Source organism: Hydrogenispora ethanolica (assembly GCF_004340685.1).
GTDB lineage: Bacteria > Bacillota > UBA4882 > UBA8346 > UBA8346 > Hydrogenispora > Hydrogenispora ethanolica.
The window spans coordinates 195,063-220,168 of the sequence record NZ_SLUN01000003.1 but is presented as its reverse complement, the minus strand read 5'-3'; the positions used below and the strand labels follow the sequence as shown (position 1 = coordinate 220,168).

Below are 25,106 nucleotides of genomic sequence, written 5' to 3'. Positions count from 1 at the left end.
GGCTTCTAGAAAGCGTTGTGATAAACCCCGTCCGAAGGTCGGGGTGAACACAAAAGCTCAAGGAAGCAAGTGATAAAGTCGTTTAAAATCCTTTGGCAAAAGGATTCATTTGAAAGAGACTTTATCACCTGGCTTCTAGAATATCCAATGAAAGATCCTGGTGAGAATCCCGGTCCCCTGCGTATCGCCCACCGTGCCGCTGCCTTGGTATTCGATGGCCGCGTTCGCAATATAGGTTGAATAGATCGTATTATCGCTGGCGATGTCCTCCGGCCTGACGGTACCGGTGATCTTCAAGATCTGCTCTTCTTTGTTGACTTTAATCATCTGGCGGCCTTCGATGGTCAATAAACCCTCCGGATTGACCTCCAGAACCGTGACGGTAATCTTGGCGGTAATCGTACCGCCGCGGGTCGTGGTCCCTTTCCCGTCGGAACTGGATTTCCAGTCGGTGCCGAGTGCCGGCAGGAGCTTTCCCATGCTTCCGCTGCCGGAGGCGCTGACCGATCCCGATTCGCCGTTGTTGGACTCGGCCTTTTGGGTCGCCGAGGCTGATTCCACAATGACCACGGTTAATAAATCGCCGGCTTTATAGGCGATCCGTTTGCCGCTGAAAGGCGAGACATTCCGATCCGACCAGAGCGAATCGGCAGCCGCCGCCATGGGCATGGCCATCAGCCCAATCACTGCCAGAACCACACCCAGCAGCATCTTTCTGGTCCTACTCAAGGATGATCACCTCTGTTGCGCCGGGCCCGCTTACTTTGGCCCGGAACTTAGTTTTACTGGAAGGATTGACGACCGGGATCGAATCGCCGCTCCAGCCGTCCGCCAAAGCGATCCCGGCGATGACGATCTCGACGCCGGCGTTCTTGACCGTGACTCGCACCGGATGGTCTTTCGCCACCAGCGGGACCCGCTGCAGATCGGCGGCGCGGAGAATTCTGCCGGCGCGCACCGGTTTGCTGGTCCGCCATCCTTCCCAGTCTTCGCAAAATTCATCGCCGAAAGTCAATTCCATTTCGACCGGTTCCAGATCCTCCGGCTGCAGCGGGGTGAATTTCGGCAGATGGTGCACGAGTTTATACACTCTGGCCTTGGCCCGGATCCGGCCGCTGACGTTGATAACCTTCCGTTCGGAACCGTTCTCCAAAGTGACTTGGAACAGCACCTTGCCGAAGTCGGGCAACTTCCCCACCGGAACCGCTCCGATCCGCCAATCGCCCGGATTCAGCCAGATCGAATCCGGGAGGTTATTCAACTCGATCCAGCGGGTCACTCCCGGTTTCGCCGGAAGCAGCTTTCCCACCTCCGCCGCAATGGCGTCCTTGGTAATACAAACGGCCGCCACTTGAATCGTGACGGTCTCGCTCATTTCCAGGCGTACCGGTTCTTTCAAAGGAAGCTGTTTAATCTGAAAATCAAGATATTTTTTGGCAAAAACCCGTGATTGCCCCGGCTGAGGCGCCGGACCCAACGCCATCTGGGCAAGGATTTGGTACTCGGCGGGCGTTCCCCCGCTAAACGTTCCAATGTCTCCCAAGCCAATCCGCGGGCCGTTCACCGTCACCTGCTCGGGAATGGTGACCGTGAGACCCTCGGCGGCGGCGGCACCGTTCCCCAGAGCGATCAAAACGGCCAGCCCGATTCCTAAGAACCGTTGCCAAAGCTTCATCATTCAGATCTTTTAACGCCTCAGATTATTGGCGGTCTGCAGCATCTCATCGGAAGCCTGGATCGCCTTGGAATTCACTTCATAAGCACGTTGGGCGACGATCATATTGATCATTTCTTCCACCACTTTGACATTGGACATCTCCAGATAACCCTGGACAATGGTGCCGGCGCCGTCCGACCCCGGAGTCACTGTCACCGGTTCTCCCGAAGCGCCGCTCTGCTGGTATAAGCCATTGCCGCGATTGGTGAGTCCGGCCGGGTTGATGAAAGTTACCAGGTCGATCCTGCCGACCTCTTGCGCCGCCGTCTCGTCGCTCAAGGTAACCGAGACCGTGCCGTCGCTGCCGACATCGATGGTCTTCACGCCCGCCGGAATCGTGATCTCCGGCTGCAGCACATAGCCTTCGGAGGTGACGACCCGGCCGTCGCCGTCGACCTTAAAAGAGCCGTTGCGGGTATAGGCGGCGGTGCCGTCGGGCATCTCCACCTGGAAAAAGCCCTGGCCCTGAATGAGCATATCCAGCGAATTGTCGGATTGCAAATAATCGCCCTGCGTAAAGATCTTGGTGGTGGCCACCGTGCGGACACCCAAACCTATCTGGAGTCCGGTCGGGATCTGCACTCCCTGATAGGACGAACTGCCCGGTTCGCGCATGGTCTGATAGAGCAAGTCTTGAAACTCGGCCCGCATCTTTTTAAAACCGGTGGTATTGACATTCGAGAGATTGTTGGCGATGGTGTCGATATTCAGTTGCTGGGCGTTCATCCCGGTCCCAGCGGTCCATAAAGCACGAATCATCCTGTTACCTCCTCTTGTTCAGAACTGCTAAATTTTCCGGCAAACCGCTCTTTTCGGGTTTGGCGGAATTGCGTAATTCAAGTCGGGTCGTAAGTCCTGTGCAAAGAGGACGGGCGCGTTGCTACATTCTTCGGGAAAGAGTTCGGTCGATCGCTCTTTCCAAACCTCCGCCAGGCGGTCCGGTTTCTCGTCGTAACGGCACCTGTCCATAGACAACGACATGAATCCTTCGTGGATATGATTTGCGAAAGCGTGGATATGATTTGCGAAAGCAACGAAGGCTTCACCGTTTTTTTCGTAAATCATGCGATTCAAATCATGTCGTTGCATACTATTTGCAATGGTCCGGCGTTACTTAGCCAGTTCATTGACTGCCTTGCCCAGGGTCTCGTCCTGGGCGACTATCGCCCGCTGGTTGGCGTCGTAGCTCCGGGTCACGTTAATCATGGTGATCATCTCCCGAACGCTGTTCACGTTGGACCCTTCCAGCGCACCCTGAACGATCCGGACATTTTCAGCCGGCGTTTCCTGAGCGCCATTGCCGTTGACGTAAGAATCGCCTTGTTTCACCATGCCGGCAGTTGCCGCCAGGCGAAGCCGGTCCACGACTTGTCCGTTTTGGATGATCGCTCCGTCCGGAGCCACCGTGAAGGAACCGGCGAGACGGATCGGGCCATTCTCACCCAATACCGGATCGCCATTCTGCGTGACCAGAACCTGTTCCTGATTCAAGGTCAAATTGCCGGCTCGCGTGTAGCGGACCTGGCCATTCCGTTCAAATGCCAACAAACCGTCTCCGGTGATGGCCAGATCGGTTGGATTGTCGGTCTGAATCAGGTTGCCGAGGCTGTAATCGGTGTAGGTGCCGTTGAGGTCGACGCCCATTCCCAATCCGCCGATGGGAGTGTTTCCCCCTTTGGAATAAGCCCGAATCAACTGTTCTTGAAAAGAGATCTCGGTGAGATTGTCCCGTTTGAAACCCACCGTATTGACATTGGCCAGATTATTGGCGGCCGTGTCCTGGCGCGCTTGTTCGGCGACCATTCCGGTTGCCGCCGTATACAAACCGCGTATCATACACTCACCTCCTGTGCGGGAACATTCCTTATAGCAATTATCGGCCATTTTCGGTTGGAGATTAGCGTTTTTTTCGCCAGCAAGAAAAAAACGCCCGCCGTTTTGCCGGCAGGCGCTCGAATAACGCGGTTTTTTTGAAACCTGTGGGAAACGGGGTCACCAAAGCGCGGTAAACCCCTTGAAAAACCGGTATATCTTTCGGGACAGCCTTTTTCCAAAGGCTTTGCCGAGTCGTTGCGTCCGGTACAGATTCAAAACCATTTGGGCGAGTTTGAAAGCGTCGTGCCGGATTAGATTGGACTTGACGATGACCTCCAGGCCGAGCGGCGTTACTCCCAAGGCTTTGATCTTATCAAAGTCCGCCGTCACCGGCTGCGCTCCTTCTTCGGCGTAACGCTCCATCAGATCCGGAGGAATCGCTTCGGTATTGATCAGCGCCATATCAATCAAGCCCTGCCCGGCATGCTGAATGATCGCCCGGATATGATCGCTGGCCGTATAATGATCGGTCTCTCCGGGTTGGGTCATGGCATTGCAGACATAAAGCTTGGTGGCAGGTGCGGCGCGCAGCGCCTCCGCCAGGTCCGTCACCAAAAGATTCGGAATGACACTGGTATAGAGACTGCCCGGCCCGAGAATGATCAGATCCGCTTCAGCGATAGCATTGATTGCTTCCCGCAACGGTTTGACATTTTCCGGCTCCAAGGAAATCCGCCGAATCGCCAATTCAGAGGCGGTGATCGCCGATTCGCCCCGGACGATGCTGCCGTCGGCCATCTCCGCTTTTAAGATGACATTCTCCAGTGTGGCCGGGAGCACCTGGCCCCGGACCGCCAGAACCTTGCTGGACTCCCGGATCGCTTGTTCAAAATCGCCGGTGATATCGGTCATGACCGTCAAAAACAAGTTGCCGAAATTATGCCCGGCCAGATCGGTGTTGCCGGCGAAACGGTACTGCATCAACCGTTCCATCAGCGGTTCGATGTCGGCCATGGCCACCAGGCAATTGCGAATATCCCCGGGCGGTAAAATTCCGAACTCCTTGCGCAATCTGCCCGAGCTGCCGCCATCATCGGCTACGGTGACAATCGCGGTCAAATTGGAGGTGATCTCCTTCAAGCCGCGCAAAATGGTTCCCAGGCCCGTGCCGCCACCGACAACGACGATCCGGGGGCCTTTCGTCCCCCGGCCGTTTTTGGGTTTGAAGTCATTGCTGGAAAGCCAGGACACCAATAACCAGAAGCACCGTTGCGAGCCGTAGTAACCGCTCGCCAGGCCGATCAGGATCAACAACCAACCCGCGCTACGATCCAGCCATGGCCAATGAATGGTATTCGTCAGGAGCAAAATTCCACCAGCGATCAGGGAGATGCAAAGCAAGACCGTTACAAACCAGTATGCGGCAACCTGCTGCAGCCGCCTTTTATCTGCCATACGGTCGATCCCCTTTCTGGTATGACGCCAATCGCATGCAGGGGCGGACAACCGTTCATCACGCGCTTTCAAAGAAAGTGCGTTTCGTTTCCGCGTCCGCCGTTTCTGCAAATCATGCGATTTTGATTCCGTTAAAAGCCATGGGATAAAGTCTTTTGAATCCAAAAATCATCCGAGAAAGAGTTTTGAAGCGACTTTATCACTTGCTTTTCTGAGCTTTTGTGAACACCCCCGACCTTCGGACGGGGTTTATCACAACGCTTTTAAAAGCCATGTGATAAAGTCTCTTTCCAATCGGTTCAGCCTGAAAAGGTTTAAATATCGACTTTATCACTTGCTTCTCTGAGCTTTTGTGTTCACCCCGACCTTCGGACGGGGTTTATCACAACGCTTTTAAATATCCCGGTGATCGAGCGAGACCCGATATCCTTTGGTCCGCAAATAGTCGCCGAGTTTATTGGCGATCGTCACCGAGCGGTGTTGCCCGCCGGTGCATCCGATGCCGATGATCAGATTGGCCTTGCCCTCTTTCAAGTAAAGCGGGCCCAAAAAATCGATCAGGTCATAAAGCTTTGTCAAAAACCTGAGTGTCACCGGCCACTTCAAAACATAACCCGATACCTCGCAGTTGTTGCCGTTTAATTCGCGCAGCGAATCCACATAATGCGGATTGGGAAGGAAACGGACATCAAAGACCAGGTCGGCATCGAGCGGAATCCCGTTCTTGAAGCCGAAGGAGACGATGGTGACCAGCATCTTCTCCTGTTCCGGCTGGTTGTCGTAGTTTTCCTGGATCCGTTCCCGCAACGCCTTGACGGGCAGATCGGAAGTATCCAGAATCAAACTGGCCTTGCCGCGAATCTCTTCCAGGCGGCGGGATTCGGCGCGAATCCCCTCGACGATCGCGCCGGAATTGGAGAGCGGATGGCGGCGGCGGCTTTCTTTGAAGCGGCGGACCAGAATCTCTTCGCTGGCCTCCAAAAAGAGGATTTCGTGACTGAAGCCGTTCTGCTCCAACGTTTCCAGCGCTTCAAAAATATCATCAAAAAAGCTGCCGCTGCGGATATCGACGACCAATGCTATTCTATTAACCCGGCCGTCCGATTGTGCACAAAGCTCGGCAAACTTCGGGATCAACACCGGCGGCAGATTGTCCACGCAAAAATAGCCGAGATCTTCGAAGCATTTCATTGCCACCGATTTGCCGGCCCCGGACAGGCCGGTGATGATGACAAAGCGCATGTTTTCAGGCATGATCATCCCTCATTTCGGATGATCCATTCGCCTCATGAGCCTGTTTTCCTGCAAAGTTTTGTTTACATCATCCTAAAAGAGCTGCGCGAACCGGCCGAAAAGCCACACCCATCCCGTTATTCGTCCCGGACATTGATGATCTGATCGGGATGGAGGCCCGCCGCGCGAGCCGCCCTCAAACCCGGCTCCAGCCGACCTACCTTGTCGGGCTGATGCGCGTCGCTGCCAATGGCGAAACGGGCCCCTTCCTTGGCGGCGGCCCGGATAAACTCGATGGATTTCACCCCGTGCTTGGCATTGATCTCCAGTGCCGTATCCCGTTTCACGCAAGCGCGGGCCAATTCGGACGTATCGATGGAGATATTCAGGCCAGGATGGGTGATGATGTCGATCTTATTTTTGTAAACCGCCTCCACCATCGCCTTGGTGTTATCGTTCCGCGCCTTCCGGTGTTCGCGCGCGCTCAGTTTGCCGAGCGTCCACTGGGCGGCGAATTTCACCCCGTCTCCCAGGGTTTTGGGCCGAATGGTAACGTGAAAGCCGGCCAGAACCTGATCGAGCCTTTTTTGCAGTTCAGGCGGAATGTCCAGGTCCCCGTCATAGCTGATCAGATTGGCCTCGGCCCCGGCCAGGATCGTCAAACCGGACAGCTCGGCCTGGACCTGCCGGGCTTCCGCCATGATTTTATCGAAAGTCTGGAGATCGGTGGTGGCGATATGCCCCCAGTTGGCCGGACCGTGATCGGCGATGCCCAGCACCTCCAAGCCTTGGTCCAAAGCGGCGCGGGCATTCTCCATAATCGTTCCTTCGCCATGAGAGTAAACCGTATGGGTATGGTAGTCCGCAATTACGCGCCACATCGCTAGAACCTCCGTCATGATTCCCCGGCGTTCGGGAACCCGGACCTCTCAATTCGCGGAACCACACTAAGCGGTTTCGCAAATAAGCATTTTGGGATGCCGAAACGTCGGAATCTTAGTTTGCCCGAAGGTTAGCGGAAACATGAGCGGCCGAAACGGCGGAGGATTCCGTCATACTTTATTGCGCTGCTTATCCTCGTACCGTTCCAGCGCCAATTGGAGCAGGCGGTCGATGAGTTCGCTATACCCGATGCCACTGGCCTCCCATAGTTTGGGGTACATGCTGATCTTGGTGAAACCGGGCAAAGTGTTGATTTCGTTGACAACGATCCGGCCGGCCGCGGCTTCGACGAAGAAATCCACCCGCGCCAGGCCGGCGCAGTCGATGGCTTTGAAGGAGCGGACCGCCAGGTCTTGCACCTTTTGAATCAATTCCGGCGGCAACTCCGCCGGAATGACCAGCTTGGAATCGTTCAGAATATATTTGGCTTCATAACCGTAGAATTCGGTGCAGGGGATGATCTCGCCGGGCAACGAAGCGATGGGCTCGTCGTTCCCCAACACACTGCATTCGATCTCGCAGCCGCGAATCATCGCCTCGACCACGATTTTCCGGTCATACTCCGCCGCCAGATCCAGCGCGGCCCGGAGTTCCCCGGGGTCGTGGGCTTTGCTGATGCCGACGCTCGAGCCGAGGTTGGCCGGCTTCACAAAACAGGGGAATCCCAATTTGCTCCCGATCTCCGCCATCACCCGCTCCGGGTTGCTCTCCCATTCCTTGCGCAGGTAAACCAGGTAGGGACCGACCGGTAAACCGGCCTGGAGAAAAACGGCCTTCATGATCGCTTTATCCATGCCGACCGCCGACGCCAGCACTCCGCCGCCGACGTAGGGAATTCCGGCGATCTCCAGCAGTCCCTGGATCGTGCCATCCTCGCCGAACGGCCCGTGCATCACCGGAAAAATGACATCCACATGCTCGCCGAGGGTGGACAGGAGCTGGCCCCGTTGATTCTCCAACGGGATCACCGCCGCGGTCTCCCCGGCGTCCCGATCTTCCAACAAGCGCACCTGCAACTCCTGGCTCTCCACCAACGGCCGGGGCGACTGGCCCGGCAGCCAGCGGCCGTCCCTAGTGATGGCGATGGGATATAGCTCGTATTTTTGGCGGTCAATCGCCGCTAAGACCGAATTGGCGGAGAGCACCGAGACTTCATGTTCCCCGGACTTACCGCCGTAAATCAAACCCACGCGAATTTTCGACACCATGATAACCTCCACCCCGGTTTCCTTCTCTCAACGAAAAGGAACGGTTTTATCAAATCCAATGATTTCTAAGAAACTCCTTTTCTCCATTAAAATACGCATTCCTGCCGTTTCCGGCAGTACCACGCTGCTCTTTTTTCAAACCGCTCGTGGATCTGCTCCAGCCAAGCCAATTTGACATTTTCCTGTCTGAAATGAGTTAAAAGCAGGCGAAAGGCAACAATCCCCATGCTTAGTATTTTTCCGGAGCCGCTCAAAGAGCAATGATTAACCCGGCGAAAAAGCCGGAAGGGTACAGCGATCCAAGCAAGCGACAAAGTCGTTTTAAATGCTTTTGCAGGGCGAATTGGTCTAAAAGAGGCTTTATCCCTTGGCTTTTAAATCCCGGCTTTCAGCTCTTCCTTGATCGCCTTGAATTCGTCGATGTTGATCTCGCCCCGCGCCAGCCTTTCCTTGGCGATATTTAGGAGCGAGACCGGGGCATCGGCCAATTCCTGCTGTTTGCGCAGCGTCCTTCGTTTCCAGCGGGCTCTGGCAATCCGAATCATCACTAGGGCCATGAGCAAATAGATCAGCCAGCCCTTGACGGACCAGGGCGCGTAGGCGAAGAACTCCCATACCTTTCCGGCCAACGACGGCAGAAATAAAAAGATCACCGAAATACTGCCGACCCAGACAAAACTCTTTAAACTCATCGGGGATCCCTCACTCGCAAATGGTTTCGACCCGAATCCGTGACGAATCCGTTTATACCCGGGCGAAACGCTATCGCAATTCTTACAGTTTTGCCTGGTAGTCTAAAGAGGTCACGGATTCAGGTTCGACATATTATTCATAGGATATCCAGAAATTCCTTTTTTATCCTGATCGGTGTCAAAGATCGGCCAAATGGCCATGCGGGGGAGAAATTCGCCCTTCGGAGGCATGAATCTTCAATTTCGGTCAAAACACTTTAAAAATTAATGATTGACAAATTTATAATTATATGATATAATAAATAATTTTTTATTGACAAATTCTCACGATTCATGATACATAATGAAGATAGATCCGGATCCTATATTCCTATGTTTTGGTTGTAATTTTACCAGTGGGAGGATTCAACGATGGAAAAAAACCAAGCCAGTCTTACCGCGCTGTTAACCGCTTTTGTCCGGGCCTACCATTATCAGCACGATTCGCCCCAGATCTTCGAGGATCCGCTGGCCCGTTCACTTTTTACCGCGGAAGAATACGCGGCGATTGGCCAAAATCTGGCTGACTCGCTTCAATTCTTCGACCCCGGACGGGCCGCATCCTGCCGCAATCAAGCGGAGGCTCTGGCCTGGGTGATTCAAACCACGATGAATACGACGCTCAGTCGCTCACGCTATGCGGAGGATGCTCTTGAAGCCGCTTTGGAAACGGGAGTGGACCAATATGTCATCCTGGGGGCCGGGATGGATACCTTCGCTTTTCGCCGGCCGGAAATTGTCGAGCGCCTCCAGGTGTTGGAGATCGACCATCCCGCCACGCAAGCCGCGAAACGCGAACGGATCGCGCGGGCGGGCTGGGAACAACCGGCGCAATTGCATTTCCTGCCGGTCGATCTCGCCGCCGCGGACCTGGCGACAGCGGTCCGGGGTTCGGCCTACGATCCCCGAAAGCTCACCTTCTTCAGCTGGTTGGGGGTCACCCTGTATCTGCCGCGTCCGGCGGTATGGGACACCTTGCGGGCCATGGCCGCCATCGCCCCCGCCGGCAGCACGGTGGTCTTCGATTATCTGGATACGGACGCCTTCGCGCCGGGGCGGACCTCTCTGAATATGTTGCGGGTGCAGGAGATCGTGCGCCGCGTCGGCGAACCGATGCAAGCGGGTTTGGATCCGTCAACCCTCGCCGCGGACCTCTCCGTTCTGGGCTGGTCGCTTCGGGAGAACCTGGATCCGGCGGCGATCGAAGACCGCTATTTCCGGGGCCGCTCCGACCAGCACCACGCCTCCGAGCATTTGCATTACGCGCGGGCGGTCCGCGAATAACACCCAACCGCCCAAAATCTGCGCCGCCTCCGGTTCCGGGAATTCCCCGGCGCCGGAGCCGTTTCAATCGCGCCCGTAACGCGCCAGCCGTTCCGCCAGGGTGCCGGTATGAAGCTCAAAGAGGTGATTATCAAAATCGTAGAAATACAGTGAGCGGCCCTCCCCGTCCACCCTCGGCCGGAGGGGTTTGATAGCCAAGCCCAGTTCCCGCACGCGGGCCGCGTATGCCTCCAACTCCTGGTCCGGGACCTTGAAAGCGACGTGACGGTATGTCCGCTCGGAGAGCGATTCCCCTTCCATCACGGCAATCCAGAGATCGCCAATGCGGAAAAACTTCTCCCGGGAAAGCGAATAAATCTTGGCGCCGCTGGAATATACCTCTTCCGCATCGAAGATGGACCGGAAAAACAGGGCCGCGCGTTCGAGGTCTTTTACAATGAAAGTGATGTGACTGACGCCTTCAATCATCCAATGGCCTCCTGTAAGGTTTCCCTTCCCGATACAATGAGGGCATGTAAAAAAGCGATCATCCGGAGAAGCTCCTTTTTGCGCATGACTGATTTCAAACCGTTCTTCTTCTCCGCCGACAGCCGCGTGCGACGTTCCGTCCCGTCAGAGCCGGATCGTCGTTTGAAAGGCGATCACCGCTTCGCCCACGATCCGCACCTGAACCGGCCGGTTGCCCGCCAACCGCACCCGGACCTCGATGACGCCCGGCCGGCCCATCGCCTCGCCTTGCATTCCCCGGAAACAAAATTCGTCTCCCGTGGCTTTCACCAGGCCGTGATGGACCAGGTACGCGCCGAGCGGTCCATGGGCATTGCCGGTGACCGGATCCTCAGCGATCCCGATCGCCGGCGCGAACATCCGGCCGTGGGTCAGGACTTCCGGGGAGTCCGAATCCAGCGTGAAAACGAAATAACCGTTACAGCCGATGACCGGGCTGAGCTCCGCCAATTCCGACATTCGCGGGTTTAACCGATGAAGCTTGGCCAAACGCTTGATGCCGATCATCACCTTGGAATGTCCGGTGGAGGCGATTTGGATCGGACACCGTTCATCCAAATCCGCCTCGCATAATCCCAATCCGTCGCGCACCCGCTCCCGCAATTCGCCTTGGAGTGGCGACTCCAGTTCGATCCGGCCCTGGGTCATGATCACCCGATAATCGTTTCCATTCCTGACGATCTCGAACGGCAGCACGCCGGCGCCGGTGCGCATCCGGTAGACCGCGGCGTCCAGTCCCGCTTCCAAAGCTTTGACATACATCGCGGCTATGGTGGCATGGCCGCAGATCGGAACCTCGGTCCGGGGAGTAAAATAACGGATTACCCCATCACAATCCGGGCCATCCGGCGCCAACAGAAAAGCGGTCTCCGAATTGTTCAGCTCCCGGGCGATCTGTTGCATCCCGGCCTCATCCAGACCGTCGGCATTGGGCACCACGCCGGCGGGATTGCCTTTGAACAATTCTTTGGTGAAAGAATCCACTTGGTAGACAGCATAGTTCTTCATCCGTTTCGCTCCCTTGCGTAGCGTTGTCCCGCTCAGTTCGACCTCCTCCCGGTGACTTCCTGCCAATTTTTACTACAATTGCGCAACATTTTCACTCCGCCCCTGAATTTCCTGCATCTTGACCGCAGAGGGGAGCCTGCAATAGCCGCGTTATTTATGGAGCATCGTTTGGGGATAAGCGACCGGGTTGAGGAACTGAGAAAGGTCATTTTGTGAATCACCGATCTCTTTTGGCGACCGAAAGAGCTCTTTCAGTCGTCGGGCGAGCTCTTTTTGGGGAAAAAGAGTTCTCTCAATCGTTGAACAAGCTCTTTTTGTGAATAAACAAGCTTGTTTTGTGAATGAATGAGCTCCTTTTGTGGATAAGTGAGCTCATTTTGTGACTGAATAAGCTCTTTTTCGGAAGAATGAGCTCATTCAGTCACTCAACAAGCTCATTTTGTGAATAAAAGAGTTCTTTTTGTGAATAAACGATCTATTTTTGTGGATAAACGGAATCGTTGAATGAGGTTAATGAATTTTGGCTGTGGATAAGTCGGGGAAATGCAACGATATGCGGCGACATGAATCCTTAATGGCTATGACGTGCGAAAATAACGAACGCTTCTCCCGCGCCGCTTCCGCATTTCACCCCAGCACCAGTCCAAGCAATCGTTTCTCCAGCGGAAACAGTTCTTCATACCGCCGGACCCGCTCCTCCTGGGGCAGATCGATCCGTAGCCGCTCCACGATGCGGACCGGTTTCCCGGAGAGCACCACGACTTGATTCCCCAGGCGCAGCGCTTCCTGAATGTCATGGGTGACCGTGATCACGGTCCGGGGCTCAGCCCGCCAGAGTTCGAGAAAGAGTTCGATCAAGTGGTGGCGGGTCTTTAAGTCCTGCGATTTGAAGGGTTCGTCCATCAAGAGCAGCCGGGACGGGTAGACAAAGGCCCGCGCCAGAGCGGCCCGCTGTTTCATGCCGCCGCTGACCAGATTGGGAAGGTATTCGGCATAGGGAGCCAGTCCGGTGGCAGCCAGGCAGTTATTGATCCGTGCTTCACTGGCGGCGGCCGGCAGCTTATCCGCCAGCACCAAGGCGATATTCTCCCGCAGCGACAGCCAGGGCAGCAGGCGCGGCTCCTGAAAAAGGTAGCTCGTTTCCGGCTCCGTCTCCACCCGCCCCGCATCCACCCGCCCCGCATCCACCCGGACCAATCCCGCCAGAATGTTCAGGAGCGTGGTCTTGCCGCAGCCGGAGGGACCCAGAATCGCCGTGACCTCGTTTTCCGGGAACTCCAAACTGAAATCGTCATAGACGGGATTGTTTTCAAAGCTTTTGGCGATCTGCCATACTCGAATCGTCATTCGTCCCTCTCCAAGCCAGAATCCGGTTCAACCACCGGCCCAGCAAGCTGTCGAAACTCAAGCCGATGGCCACCACCACCACCGTCCAGGCGAAGACCCGATCGGTCTGGAGAAAGACCCGGGCCGAATCCATCTGGCCGCCGATCCCCCATTTGGGATAGGATAAAACCTCGGCGGCGATCAAAACCCGCCAGGTCAAGCCCAATCCGGCGCTGACCGCCGCCGCCAGGAACGGCGCCAGGGACGGCAATACCAGCGCCCGCAAGATCCGCGGTTTGGTCAGCCGGTAGACGGAGGCCATCTCCAGCAGTTCCCGGTCGATGCTGCGCACGCCCTCGATCATATTCTGAATGATAATCGGGAAGACCACCAGGAAAATGACGAAGATCGGGACCATGTCCCCCTTGAACCAGATCAGGGCCAGCAGAATAAAGGACATCGACGGCGTGCTGCGGGCGAAGACCACCAGCGGCCGGATGAGCGCCTCAAACCAGGCGCGCCTGCCGGCTTGCAGGCCGAAGACAGTCCCGGCCAGGAACGCCGCGCCGAATCCCAACAAGCCCCGGCTCACCGTCGCCCCCAGATGCGCCCAGAAGGCGGCAGTCCCCAATAACGCCGCGATCTGAACCCCGGTCTGCCAAGGGGAGGGCAACAACAGCGGCAGCCGCAACCACGCGGCGGCAGCCGCCCAGAGCACCAGGAGCCCTCCGACCGTCAGCCAGCTGTAGCCTTTATGGCTGGTAATAGAAACCTTCATCCGGCAGTTTTCCCCCGATGGCTTCCGGCGTCTTCTCTCCCAAGCGTTCGAGGAACCGGTTGATCTCCGTTTGAACCTTCGCCGCCGCCACATATTTCAAATTGCAACGTTTGATGCCGCGTTCGACTGCGCCGGCATTGATCTGGACGTACTTTTCAGCGAGCGCTCCGGCCGCCTGCGGTTGCCGGTTGACCCAACGGATCGAAGCGGCCAAGCTTTTCAAGAATCCCTCCACCGCTTGAGGAGCCGCCGCCAACGCCTTTTTGCTCGCCACCAGACTGGACTGGGGATAGGTTAGGGATTGCCGCTCGGTCCGGCGCCATTCCCGCTGGAGGTCAAGCACCACCCGCAACTGCCGGTTGCGTTCCACCACTTCGGTGACCCAAGGCTCGGGAAGCACCGCCAGATCGGCCTTGCCGGAGGCGGCCAGCTGCGCCAGTTCGACCGGGCTGGTCAGATAATGAATGGTAAAATCGCGCTCCGCTGTCAATCCGTTCTTAGCCGCCAGGTAACGGAAGAGCAAGTCGGGGACAGTCCCTTTGGCGGAGAGGTAAATCTCCTTGCCCTTGAGATCGGACCAACGCTTGATCCGGCGGTCGCCGGCCACCACGTAAAGCACGCCCCAGCCGATCACCGAGGTGATTTGGACGCCGACCCCTTTATTATAAAGGATGGCCGCGGTGTTGAGCGGCAAAGCCGCCAGGTCGACTTCCCCGGCGACCAGTTTCGCCACCAGCAGATCCGGGCTTTTATAGACCGTAATCTCATAGGGGGCAGCGGTCCCCGCCGGTTCCATCAAACGGACCATCGCCAAACCGGTGATGCCCGATAAGGTACCGACCCGCAGCGGCTTCTCGGGCGGATTCCCCGCAGCCCAGCCCACCGAGGTTAATAAGAATCCCAATACCAATCCGAGCCATATCTTTCGCATTTTTACCACCCGCCATCAAATGGAGTATCCGAAGCATATTTCGCCGGGACTCCCCGTTTTCCTATCCCCTTTTCCAATCCGTAACAATTCCGCCGCCGGCAGGCCCGGCGAACGCAATGTCATCAAGCCATCTGAAATAAATTAAAGAAAGTATCTTGGCAAGCTGCGAACTCCAAAAGTAACCTCTCTCCCGGCCTCTCCCCGGCGCCGTGAATTCGAAGAAGCATATTCGACGGGGAGAGGTGAATCGCCCGAAACTCAGGCCCATCTTTTAGAAGCGTTGTGATAAACCCTGTCCGAAGGCCAGGATGAACACAAAAGCTCAGAAAAGCAAGTGATAAAGTCGTTTATAAACCTTTTTACCTTCTAATTTCCGATTCAAAAGACTTTATCACATGGCTTTTAGACCATCGAATGAAGCTTTCAAAAGGCCCAAGTTTCAAGCTCCGTCATCCCTCCCCGCCGACAAGACAGCCAGAATTACCACGTCGGGGAGGGGCCGGGGGAGAGGTGTTTTTAGGCATCGCAGACTTTTCCCGCATTTATCGCCGTGTAATGGATGGATAAGGCTTCGTTCCAAAATACGTTGTGATCGCTTGATGACATTGCCCGGCGAACGGGCCTGGCACAACAGTCGTTCCCAGCGGCCAGGGAGACTCAATAATCCTGTACTGCCTTGATCCGCCCGCCGGCCTCCTGATACCGCGCCAGTCCGGCGACGGCCGCCATCACCCCGGCCACCGTGGTAAAGATCGGCGTCCCCCGCAGCGCGGCGGTGCTGCGGATCAAACTTTCCTCCGCCGTCGATCGCGGCCCCGAGGGAATGCTGATGATCCATTGCACCGCATTATTCTTTAACTCATCGAGGATATTCGGTCTGCCTTCACCGATCCGGTAGACCGTCCGGCAGGGCAGATTTTGACGGTTCAACACCAGCGCCGTCTCCTCGGTGGCCAGAATCTTAAAGCCCAGTTCCGTCAGTTGCCTGGCGATCGGAATAAACGCCCGGCGATCCTCCTCGCGAATGCTCATGAAGACCGTCCCGGCGGCCGGAATGGTCACACCCGCCGCGAGCTGCGCCTTAATATAGGCCAACCCGAAATCGGAGGCGATTCCCAATACCGCCCCGGTAGAGCGCATCTCCGGTCCCAGGACCGGGTCGACGCCGGGGAAACGCTCGAAAGGAAGAACCGCCTCTTTTACCGCGGTAAATTGCGGCTCCGGCGCGGCCATTTTCTGCTCCACCAGGCCGAACCCGGCCAGAATCTTCACTGCCGCCCCGACCAGCGGAACTCCCGTGGCCTTGCTGAGAAACGGAACGGTCAGCGCCGCGCCGGGCTCGATCTCCAGCAGGTACAACGTTTCCCGTTGCAACGCGAACTTCAAATGAAACAATCCTTCGAGCTTCATTCCTCCGGCCACGGCCACGCTCAGCTCCCGCAGCCGGTTGAAGGCATCGTTCCCCAACGTGTAGGGCGGAAATGATAAGGCGCTATCCCCGGAATGGATCCCCGCCTCCTCAATATGTTCCGCGATTCCGCCGACGAGCGCTTCCCGGCCGTCCGTCAAGCCGTCGAGGACCACTCCGACGGCGTTGTCGAAGAACTTCTCGATCCCCGCCCCGCCGCCGCCGGCGAGGATCCGTTCCGCGCAACGTTGCAACGCCGCCGGGTCATAAACGATCTCCCCGCCCGGAACCCCGGCGGGGCTGATCCGTACCGGATAACCGATGGCGCGCGCCCCTTCCAAGGCTCCTTGAAGATCCTTGACCGTTCGGAACTCCGGCTGGCGTACGCCGAGATTCTCCAGCGCCTCTTGCAAGCGGATCCTGTCACGCAGCAGCGCCAGCGTCTCCGGCGCCGTGCCCCGCAGCGGTACCCCGAAGCCGGCCAGCGGCTCCGCCAGCTCCAACGCAACGCCGCCGCCGAATTGGAGAACCACGGCTTGCGGCGTTTCCCGCTCGACCACATTCAATAACGCTTCGACCGTCAACGGCTCCCAGTACAATTTCAGGTTCGGATGCGCTCCGCCGGCGGCGGTCGCCGGATTGCAATTCACCAGAATGCTCTCGCCGTAGGCCGCAAAAGCTTCCGCCGCTTTGACGGCATTGTAATCCCGTTCCGCGCCGGCGCCGATTCGGCCCGGGCCGGGTCCCACCACCAAAAAGCGGGGCTCGCCCGCCGCGGAATTACCGTTCTCCAACGACGCATAGGTCGAGAACCAGCCCCGTTCCTCCGGGGCTCCGGAGCGAGCGACGCCGGTTCGCTGGTATTCGGGCCATACTCCCAGATTCTTGCGGGTCTTGCGCACCTCCCCCTCGGTGCTGCGCAACAGGAAAGCCAGCTGCCGGTCGGAGAAACCCCACCGTTTGGCCTTGAAAAAGACCTCCCGGGGCAAATTGTACAGGGCGTAAGTCGTCAACTCCTTTTCAAACGCCACCAGTTGAACCAATTCATCCAAAAACCAGCCGCTCAATCCGGTGAGCTTCCGCAATTCGGCCGGGGTATAGCCGTTCTTCAAGGCATGGCGCAGATAAAACAGGCGTTCCGGTCCGGCGTTGATGATCTTCTCGCGGATCAGCCGCCGTTCGGGCTGGGTCTGGTCCTGAGGCGATCCATCCGCCCCCAGCCCGTAACGGCCATTCGCCAACGAGCGGATCGCTTTCTGCAAGGCCTCCTTAAAATCGCTTCCAAAGGCCAGAACGCTTCCCACCGCCTTCATCGCCGAGTTCAACGCGGGGTCGGCGTCCGGGAACTTCTCCAGATCGAAAGCGGCCATTTTGACCGCCGTATAATCAGGCTCCCGGCTCTCCCCCGTCAAGCCGAGCGCGGCCAGGTTCTCTCCCAGCCGCAACCGGACTTCCAATTCGGCCAGGGGCAACCCGGTAAACCGCGCCGCCAATACGGCGCTGAGGGTCAAGCGGGGATTGACTTCGATCAGCCGGAACTCGCCGGTCTCCGGCCGGAAAGCAAATTGCAGGTTCACCGTTCCGACCAGCCCTAGCGTTTCGACCAGCCCGGTCGCGCATTCCCGGAACCGGTCCCGTTGTTCCGGATTCAAGCTGCGGGCCGGCAGCACCACCGCGCTATCGCCGCTATGAACGCCCACCGGATCGATATTCTCCAGCGTGGCGACGATCAGGGAAGCTCCGGCGCGGTCCCGCAGCACCTCGGCCTCGATCTCCACCCAGCCCAGCAGCGATTCTTCCACGCTCACCCGGCGCTCGGGCGACATCGCAAAGGCGCGCGCCAGGAAATCTTCCAATTCCTCCTGATTGTAGGCAGTGAACACTCCAGCGCCTTCGAGGGCCCCCCGGCTCTTGACCACCACCGGAAAACCGAGGCTTCGGCCCAGCTCAATTCCTGCCCCGATGCTTTCCGCGGCGTGGATACGATGAACCGGCAGTCCCAGCCCTGGCAATGTCGCTTGCAGCCGGGCCGGATCTTCGGTATGCGCCACGGTTTCCGGCGCCGGACCGAGCAGCTCCACATGATAGCGCTGGAAGACGCCGTCGCGGGCCAAGCGATATCCGAGGTTCAGGGCGGTCTGCCCGCCCAGTGTGGTCACCACGGCATGCGGCTGTTCCTTGATGATAATCTGCTCCAGCACCCCGGCATTCAGCGGTTCCAGATAGGTCCGGTCCGCCTCCTCCCGGTCGGTCCCGAGCGCAGCCGCATTGCTGTTGACGACCACCAAAGAATGGCCGGAGGCGCGCAAATAGCGGCCCGCCTGCACCGCGGCATAATCATACTCGCCGCCCTGTCCGATGATGACCGGTCCCGCTCCGATGAGTAAGATCTTCGAACGTTCCGTCTGTATCGACATAGCCATGCTCCTTTCAACCGGAGAGCGGTTCGCGCCGCCCCGGAATCATATCCCGACTTGATTCCCTTCATTTTTTCCATCATGTCCGGCCTTAAGGACATGATGCTGATGAGAAATTGAATTCAGCTTATCACGATCGTTTTCGGAACCTTCCATTCCTCTCCGTAAAACAAATCCCCAAAAAGAGGGAATATCCGACTTGACATATCTATTCGACCACGACCCGAATTACCCTTTTTTACAGCGGAAAAACCATCCCGAAAACCGTTTCGATCCCTTTGAGAAAGGAGCGCGATTGTTATTCGTCTGTTATGAAGGATGGCGATCGCTGGAAAATTGCCGGCAAAAACCGGCTGCGTATTAAGTGCGTGTTAGTTTCTTGTAAAAATTGCAAAACTATTGACACGAACATATCATTTATCATAGAATCAGAATCAATTACAAGATGGTTTTCTTCAGCATACCCGCGCGGAAAATGCGCCCCACTCCTTTCACCGCATCGGTCGCCGCTTCGTGGCGCGCTCGCCGGAAGGAAACGGCATCTTCCATTTTCGTTTTCCATCCAACCCCGCCCCGATATGCCGAAGAAGGTTAGAAGGTGGTTTTTTTGAAAAAAGCCTCGGAACTTCGCGAGATCAAAGTCAAGACCGTCGAACGGACGCTGGCACTCCTCGAAATACTGGCCGAACAGAACAGCCTACTCAGCCTCACCAAGCTCAGTCAGATCTCCAAACTCAGCATCAGTACGACGTATCGTTTATTAAACACCTTATGCCGCAGCGGGTTCGTCGACCGCGACAAGTTGACCGGTCATTACCGGTTGGGGTACAAGGCGTTCCTGATCGGTAACGCCGCGTTGCAGTCGGTGGAACTCAGACCCATCGCCCTGCCCTACATGAACCAGCTGGCCTCGGATTTAAGGGAATCAATTTATCTATCCGTGTTATCCAACCACAACGTCATCTATTCCGACTGCATCAAAGCTTCGGGACCGATCCAGTTCGGGATCCAGACCGGCATCCCGGTCCCCTCCTGCCAGACCAGCTCCGGCAAGGTGATGTTGGCTTTTCTCCCCGCCGACGAACGCCGCAAATGGAGCGAGTTCTTCTCCGGCAGCCAGCTCCTCAGCGACCCGGGCCGGTTCGCCGCGGTCCTGGATTCCATTCACCAGCAGGGTTTCGCCGCCGAGGTCAGCGATTTCAGCGGCACAGTTCGGGAAATCAGCGTGCCGATCTTCAATTATCTGAAGATCTGCAGCGGCGCCCTGAGTGTCTTCCGTCCCGTCTCCGGTACATCCTTAACCCCCGAGGAGCAGCTTCTCCTCGAACAACTGCAAGCCGCGGCCAAAGCAATCTCCTTGTCGCTCGGCTATTCTCCTTCCGACCACTAGCATTCTCCGGAACCCCGGGCGGCGCCGTGTGCGCCGCCTTTTTCAACATTTCTTAATGTAATATTTATGTTATATATTCCAGTATCGATTGAATAAGTGTAATATATATGTTAATATTAAGAATAATATAATCCGAGGAACGCTACTTTTCTGTTTACCTCGAGTTATCTTAGTGTCAACATTCAGATGAATACCCCGGACCAAAACAAACGTCCGTGCCGGCATCGTCACGAAAGGAAGGGATAACCATGAGCTGCTCCGATAAGACCAGTCCCACACGGGTAAGCATCAACGATCTGTCATTGGCACTGAGCAACATCGGCAACGCTTACCATCGTGGCGCCTCGCCTTCCGTGATGTCGGAACTAAAACAGAAATATCAAAGCGAGGGCATCGAAAGCCTATACGCGGCCCCGCTCGTTCCCAAATCACATCCCAAGTCCACTCCGCCCGCGACCGTCCAGCGAATCCTGGGTCTCTGCCTCGAACACCCGGGTTGGGGGTGCATCCGCATCAGCGAGCATCTCAAAAAATACAATATCAAAATCAGTTCGCCGACGGTCCAAAACATTCTGATCAAATATCACCTAGGCACCAAGACAGAGCGATTGAACGCGCTGGAGACGAATCACGCCGCCGATTTTTCGGTGCTCAGCGACGAACAGCTGCATCTATTGGAAGCCGCCAACCCCTGTCTGCGGGAGCGGAACGACGAGAGCGTCCGGCCCGGGGAAGTCCTGGCTCAGGATACTTTGTTCCTCAAATCGCTCAAACATTTGGGAAAGCTCTACCTGCACATCGTCATCGACACCTTCAGCAGCTATGCCTTTGGGCTGATCCATCCCAGCAAAGTCCCGGATTGCGCGGTAGCCCTCCTGCACAACGACGTTCTGCCTTTCTTTCGCGGCCGCCAGCTGCCGGTAGCCGCCGTCATCACCAATAAAAACCGGGAGTATTACGGCGGACCACGGCATCACTATCAACTCTATCTGGCTCTCAACGAGATCGATCACCGCGTGATTCAATCGGATCTCCACCGGACCAACGGATTCATCGAACGGTTTGAAAACATCGCCGTTGCCGAATTCTTCAATCCGCTCTGTCAGGCGCCGCCGTTGCAGAGCGTCGAACAACTGCAGGAAGAGTTCGAACGTTGGCTGCATCATTACAATGCCGAACGGCCTCACGATCGCTACCGCAATCTCGGGGCCATCCCCTTGCAAAGAATCGGCTCTTCGAACATACAAACCTCCTCCCTGTAAACTCCGCCATCGCGCGGAGTTTTTCTTTTCTCAGTCACCCCCTTTCGCTTTCCAAGTCGCACTATTGTGTAACTTATTTGTTAATATATGAGCAATATATACATTTTAATTATATAAATAGTATATCAATGTTGATCGAATGTTAGTTATATGATATCATCCATATGTAATATTACACATACATTACTTTAGGAGGTTGGATTGATGAACACCGGCGACACCGCATGGATATTAATTTCATCGGCTTTGGTCATGTTGATGACTCCGGCGCTGGGCCTTTTCTATGGCGGGATGGTCCGGAAGAAGAATTTGCTCTCAACGATCATGTTCAGCTTTTCGATGATCGCTTTGATCAGCATTCAATGGATCGTATACGGATACAGCTTATCGTTCGGCCCGGATGTGCACGGCCTGATCGGCACCTTCAAATGGCTGGGATTGAGCGGCGTGGGGTATGCTCCGAACCCCGACTACGCGACGACCATTCCCCATTTGGCCTTCGCAACGTTTCAGATGATGTTCGCCGTCATTACCCCCGCCTTAATCTCGGGAGCATTCGTGGAACGGATCAAGTTCAGCAGCTTCTTAATCTTCTCGGTGCTGTGGGCGACTTTGGTTTATAATCCGGTTTGCCACTGGGTCTGGGCCCTGGGCGGCTGGATCCGGAATCTCGGCGCGCTGGACTTCGCCGGCGGCACCGTGGTCCATATCACGGCCGGATTCTCGGCCCTGGCCTTCTCGATGGTGATCAAGAAACGCAAGGGATTCAGCACCGTGGCCATGGAGCCGAACAACGTGCCTTTCACGGTCATCGGCGCGGCCCTGCTCTGGTTCGGCTGGTTCGGCTTTAACGGCGGCAGCGCGCTCGGGAGCAACGGTCTGGCCGTCAACGCCTTCCTGACCACCAACACCGCGGCCGCCGCCGCCGGCTTGACCTGGATGGCGATCAACTGGCTCTATCGCCGTCCCAGCGCCATCGGCATGGCCACCGGCGCAGTCGTCGGCCTGGTCTCGATCACTCCAGCCTCCGGTTTCGTCTCCCCTGCCTCCGCCATTGTCATCGGCGCGGTCGGAGCGGCCATCTCCTACTTCTGCATCATGATCCGGAATCACTGGAAGATCGACGAATCGTTGGATGTCTGGGCCTGCCACGGCATGGGCGGTCTCTGGGGCGCCATCGCCACCGGCATCTTCGCCAGCAAAGCCATTAACCCGGCCGGAGCCGACGGACTGCTTCTCGGTAATGGCGCCTTGCTGGGAGCGCAGGTCATCTCCGCCGCCGTGGTGATCGTCTTCTCGTTCGCGGTTACTTACGGCCTGGCCAAACTGATCGATCTGGTCTTGGGCCTGAGCGTCACCGATGCCGAGGAACAAGTCGGCCTGGACATCTCCCAGCACGGCGAGGAAGCATATTACTAAGGGAATTTTCGAAGAGGAGGATTGGGCCATGAAAAAGATCGAAGCGATCATTCGCGAAGAGAAACTGGGCGAAGTGAAAGAGGCTTTGGAAAAACTGAATATCTTCGGGATGACGGTGTTCGATGTCAAGGGCCGCGGCAGTCAGCGGGGCATCTCCCTGCAATGGCGGGTGGGCGAGTACCGGGTCGATTTTTTGCCCAAAAAACTGATCATGCTGGTCGTCAAGGATTCCGAATGCCAGGCGGTGGTCGACACCATCTGCGACATCAGCGGTTCCGGCGCCGCCGGCGACGGGAAGATCTTCATCTCCGCCATCGACGAGGTGGTCCGGGTCCGCACCAAAGAGAGCGGCGAAAACGTTTTGTAAGCCTTTCATTCCGATCAAAAAACCGGCAGCCTTCTAAAAAAGACTGGCCGGTTTTTGTTTTGCATGGGGAGCCGGAACGAAAAACGTCATAGCTTCAAGCCGCGGGCGAGATATCCAGCGCCCAGAACTAACGCCACCACCAACACCAGGCCAGAGCCGGAGCGAACTTTTTTAGGTTGCATCTCTATTTTCCCCTTTCCATAACCTATGTACCGCGGCAAGGGTTGCTTGGACTGGCAGGTGTTTTTCAAATTAACAAATCTCTGGTATTGGTATAAATTATAACGGAAGCGCCACACTTTGGCAGCTGCGGGTCGCTGGGGCCGGGACCAGTTCCCCACTGGCGGTCGGCGTAAGATTTTGCCGCCCGGTTATCGGGCGGCAAAAAACCCTTGCGAATCGCAAGGGTTTTAAATTTGCCAGCTGATTCGGGAAATCTCCCGGATTACATTGGGATCTCGAAATAGCGCTCGGCATTGCCGAAGCAGATGTTCTCGACGATCTCTCCCAACAATTTGCGATCGTCCGGCACTTCGCCGTTCTCAACCCATTCGCCCAGCAGATTGCAGAGAATCCGCCGGAAATACTCATGCCGGGTGTAGGAGAGGAAGCTCCGCGAATCGGTGATCATCCCCACGAACAGGCTGAGCAGCCCCAAGTTGGAGAGGGCCACCATCTGGCGGATCATCCCGTCTTTCTGGTCATTGAACCACCAGCCGGAACCGAACTGGATCTTGCCCTTGATGCCGCCGCCCTGGAAACAGCCGCAGATCGTTCCCAAGAGTTCATTGTCACGCGGATTCAGGCAGTAGAGGATGGTCTTGGGCAGCTCGTCGGTTTGGTCGAGACGGTCGAGGAAACGGGAGAGCGACAAGGCGTAGGTGTAATCGCCGATGGTGTCAAAACCGGTATCCGGTCCCAAGAGCTTGAACATCCGCTGGCTGTTGTTGCGGATCGTCCCGATATGCAACTGCATCACCCAGCCCCGGCGGGCATACTCGCGACCGAGGAAGAGCATGACTTGGGTCTTGTATTTCCGGATCTCCAGGTCGGTCAGGCTCTCGCCGGCCAGGCCCTTTTGGAGAATGGCCGTGGCCTCGTCGGCATTGCTCTCTTCAAAGACCACCGGATCCATGGCGTGGTCGGAGAGGCGGCAGCCGACGCTGTGGAAAAAGTCGAGCCGTTTCAGGAGCGCCTGGGTCAGGTCGGCGAAACTCCGGATCGCGATCCCCGATACTTGCTCCAGCTTGGCCAGCCACTCGGCGAAGCCGGGCTTCTCAATGTTGAAGCTTTTGTCAGGCCGCCAGGCGGGCATGACCTTGACGCCGAACGATGAATCTTTGGCCAACGCTTGGTGGTATTCCAAGGTATCCACCGGGTCGTCGGTGGTGCAGAGCGCCTTGACGTTGGAGCGCTGGATCAGGCCGCGGGCGGTAAATTCGTCCTTTTGCAGCAGGGCGTTGCATTTCTCCCAGATCTCCTCGGCCGTTTCCGGCGACAACAGCTTGTCAATGCCGAAGAACCGTTTCAATTCCAGATGAGTCCAGTGGTACAAAGGATTGCCGATACAGTACGGCATGGTCTCGGCCCACTTGAGAAACTTCTCCTTGTCCGGGGCATCGCCGGTAATGTAGCGTTCAGCGACTCCGAAGGTCCGCATCGCGCGCCATTTATAATGGTCGCCGCCCAGCCAGATCTCGGTGATGTTGCGGTAGCGCTTGTTTTCGGCGATCTCTTTGGGACTCAGGTGGCAATGATAGTCAAAGATCGGCATGTCCTTGGCGTGTTCGTGATAGAGCGCGATCGCCGTCGGATTGGTCAGCAGAAAATTCTCATCCATAAATGCTTTCACAAGACTTCCTCCTTATGTTCAGTTGTCAGGATTCCGAGATTCCGGCCCGGTTCGGG

At 56.6% G+C, this 25,106-nt stretch carries 21 protein-coding genes; 5 read left to right on the top strand and 16 right to left on the bottom strand.

The genetic code is table 11. The annotated features are described in order from the left end of the window. Window positions 1-135: 135 nt before the first annotated feature. The 9 genes from EDC14_RS04215 to EDC14_RS04175 all read right to left on the bottom strand — a co-directional run bounded on the left by EDC14_RS04215 (window position 136) and on the right by EDC14_RS04175 (window position 9,062). On the bottom strand, window positions 136-729 hold the full coding sequence (locus tag EDC14_RS04215) for a flagellar basal body L-ring protein FlgH (protein WP_132012937.1): 594 nt from the start codon (window positions 727-729) through the stop codon (window positions 136-138). Beyond that, window positions 722-1,678: a flagellar basal body P-ring formation chaperone FlgA gene (gene flgA, locus EDC14_RS04210; protein ID WP_132012936.1), complete on the bottom strand. Its 957-nt coding sequence runs from the start codon at window positions 1,676-1,678 to the stop codon at window positions 722-724. Before flgA ends, EDC14_RS04215 begins: the two co-directional genes overlap by 8 nt. Window positions 1,679-1,687: 9 nt before the next feature. Further along, window positions 1,688-2,476 (bottom strand): flagellar basal-body rod protein FlgG, encoded by a 789-nt coding sequence (gene flgG / locus EDC14_RS04205; protein WP_132012935.1) that lies wholly within the window; start codon window positions 2,474-2,476, stop codon window positions 1,688-1,690. A gap of 351 nt (window positions 2,477-2,827) precedes the next feature. Next, the gene (gene flgF, locus EDC14_RS04200; protein WP_165907780.1) at window positions 2,828-3,553 is read right to left on the bottom strand and encodes a flagellar basal-body rod protein FlgF; all 726 of its coding nucleotides are present in this window, start codon (window positions 3,551-3,553) and stop codon (window positions 2,828-2,830) included. 156 nt (window positions 3,554-3,709) lie between these two features. Next, window positions 3,710-4,987 (bottom strand): uridine diphosphate-N-acetylglucosamine-binding protein YvcK, encoded by a 1,278-nt coding sequence (gene yvcK, locus EDC14_RS04195; RefSeq protein WP_132012933.1) that lies wholly within the window; start codon window positions 4,985-4,987, stop codon window positions 3,710-3,712. Between the two features lie 393 nt (window positions 4,988-5,380). Next, window positions 5,381-6,229 carry an RNase adapter RapZ gene (rapZ, locus tag EDC14_RS04190; protein WP_132012997.1) on the bottom strand — a complete coding sequence of 283 codons (849 nt, stop codon included), beginning with the start codon at window positions 6,227-6,229 and terminating at the stop codon, window positions 5,381-5,383. A gap of 128 nt (window positions 6,230-6,357) precedes the next feature. After that, a complete protein-coding gene (locus EDC14_RS04185; protein WP_165907779.1) occupies window positions 6,358-7,101 on the bottom strand; it encodes a PHP domain-containing protein in 744 nt (247 codons plus the stop codon). Between the two features lie 171 nt (window positions 7,102-7,272). Then, window positions 7,273-8,367 carry a D-alanine--D-alanine ligase gene (locus EDC14_RS04180; protein WP_207930703.1) on the bottom strand — a complete coding sequence of 365 codons (1,095 nt, stop codon included), beginning with the start codon at window positions 8,365-8,367 and terminating at the stop codon, window positions 7,273-7,275. 377 nt (window positions 8,368-8,744) lie between these two features. Then, on the bottom strand, window positions 8,745-9,062 hold the full coding sequence (locus tag EDC14_RS04175; protein WP_132012930.1) for an SHOCT domain-containing protein: 318 nt from the start codon (window positions 9,060-9,062) through the stop codon (window positions 8,745-8,747). Between the two features lie 411 nt (window positions 9,063-9,473). On the opposite strand from EDC14_RS04175, the gene EDC14_RS04170 reads away from it, so the two are divergent. Continuing rightward, window positions 9,474-10,385: a class I SAM-dependent methyltransferase gene (locus tag EDC14_RS04170; RefSeq protein WP_132012929.1), complete on the top strand. Its 912-nt coding sequence runs from the start codon at window positions 9,474-9,476 to the stop codon at window positions 10,383-10,385. A 63-nt stretch (window positions 10,386-10,448) separates the two neighbouring features. Here the strand turns inward: EDC14_RS04170 and fosX are convergent, their stop codons facing one another. The 6 genes from fosX to carB all read right to left on the bottom strand — a co-directional run bounded on the left by fosX (window position 10,449) and on the right by carB (window position 18,760). Continuing rightward, window positions 10,449-10,853: a FosX/FosE/FosI family fosfomycin resistance hydrolase gene (fosX, locus tag EDC14_RS04165; protein WP_132012928.1), complete on the bottom strand. Its 405-nt coding sequence runs from the start codon at window positions 10,851-10,853 to the stop codon at window positions 10,449-10,451. A gap of 144 nt (window positions 10,854-10,997) precedes the next feature. After that, window positions 10,998-11,900 (bottom strand): PhzF family isomerase, encoded by a 903-nt coding sequence (locus EDC14_RS04160; protein WP_132012927.1) that lies wholly within the window; start codon window positions 11,898-11,900, stop codon window positions 10,998-11,000. A 627-nt stretch (window positions 11,901-12,527) separates the two neighbouring features. After that, window positions 12,528-13,247, bottom strand: a complete 720-nt coding sequence (locus EDC14_RS04155; RefSeq protein WP_132012926.1) for an ABC transporter ATP-binding protein — start codon at window positions 13,245-13,247, stop codon at window positions 12,528-12,530. Then, window positions 13,210-14,004, bottom strand: coding sequence for an ABC transporter permease (locus EDC14_RS04150; RefSeq protein ID WP_165907778.1), 795 nt, complete (start codon window positions 14,002-14,004; stop codon window positions 13,210-13,212). The genes EDC14_RS04155 and EDC14_RS04150 overlap by 38 nt, the downstream gene beginning before the upstream one ends. Then, a complete protein-coding gene (locus EDC14_RS04145; protein ID WP_132012924.1) occupies window positions 13,979-14,935 on the bottom strand; it encodes an ABC transporter substrate-binding protein in 957 nt (318 codons plus the stop codon). Before EDC14_RS04145 ends, EDC14_RS04150 begins: the two co-directional genes overlap by 26 nt. A 657-nt stretch (window positions 14,936-15,592) precedes the next feature. Then, entirely contained in the window at window positions 15,593-18,760 is a 3,168-nt protein-coding gene (carB, locus tag EDC14_RS04140; RefSeq protein ID WP_165907777.1) for a carbamoyl-phosphate synthase large subunit, read from the bottom strand. Between the two features lie 598 nt (window positions 18,761-19,358). Here carB and EDC14_RS04135 point away from each other — a divergent pair. From EDC14_RS04135 to EDC14_RS04120, 4 genes are all read left to right on the top strand, one after another. Further along, window positions 19,359-20,150 (top strand): IclR family transcriptional regulator, encoded by a 792-nt coding sequence (locus EDC14_RS04135; RefSeq protein ID WP_132012922.1) that lies wholly within the window; start codon window positions 19,359-19,361, stop codon window positions 20,148-20,150. Window positions 20,151-20,398: 248 nt separating this feature from the next. Continuing rightward, entirely contained in the window at window positions 20,399-21,412 is a 1,014-nt protein-coding gene (locus tag EDC14_RS04130; protein WP_132012921.1) for a helix-turn-helix domain-containing protein, read from the top strand. Window positions 21,413-21,616: 204 nt separating this feature from the next. Then, window positions 21,617-22,831 carry an ammonium transporter gene (locus tag EDC14_RS04125; RefSeq protein WP_132012920.1) on the top strand — a complete coding sequence of 405 codons (1,215 nt, stop codon included), beginning with the start codon at window positions 21,617-21,619 and terminating at the stop codon, window positions 22,829-22,831. A gap of 28 nt (window positions 22,832-22,859) precedes the next feature. Continuing rightward, window positions 22,860-23,198, top strand: a complete 339-nt coding sequence (locus tag EDC14_RS04120) for a P-II family nitrogen regulator (protein ID WP_132012919.1) — start codon at window positions 22,860-22,862, stop codon at window positions 23,196-23,198. Window positions 23,199-23,643: 445 nt separating this feature from the next. Here the strand turns inward: EDC14_RS04120 and uxaC are convergent, their stop codons facing one another. Further along, window positions 23,644-25,050 (bottom strand): glucuronate isomerase, encoded by a 1,407-nt coding sequence (gene uxaC / locus EDC14_RS04115; RefSeq protein ID WP_132012918.1) that lies wholly within the window; start codon window positions 25,048-25,050, stop codon window positions 23,644-23,646. Window positions 25,051-25,106: the final 56 nt, after the last annotated feature.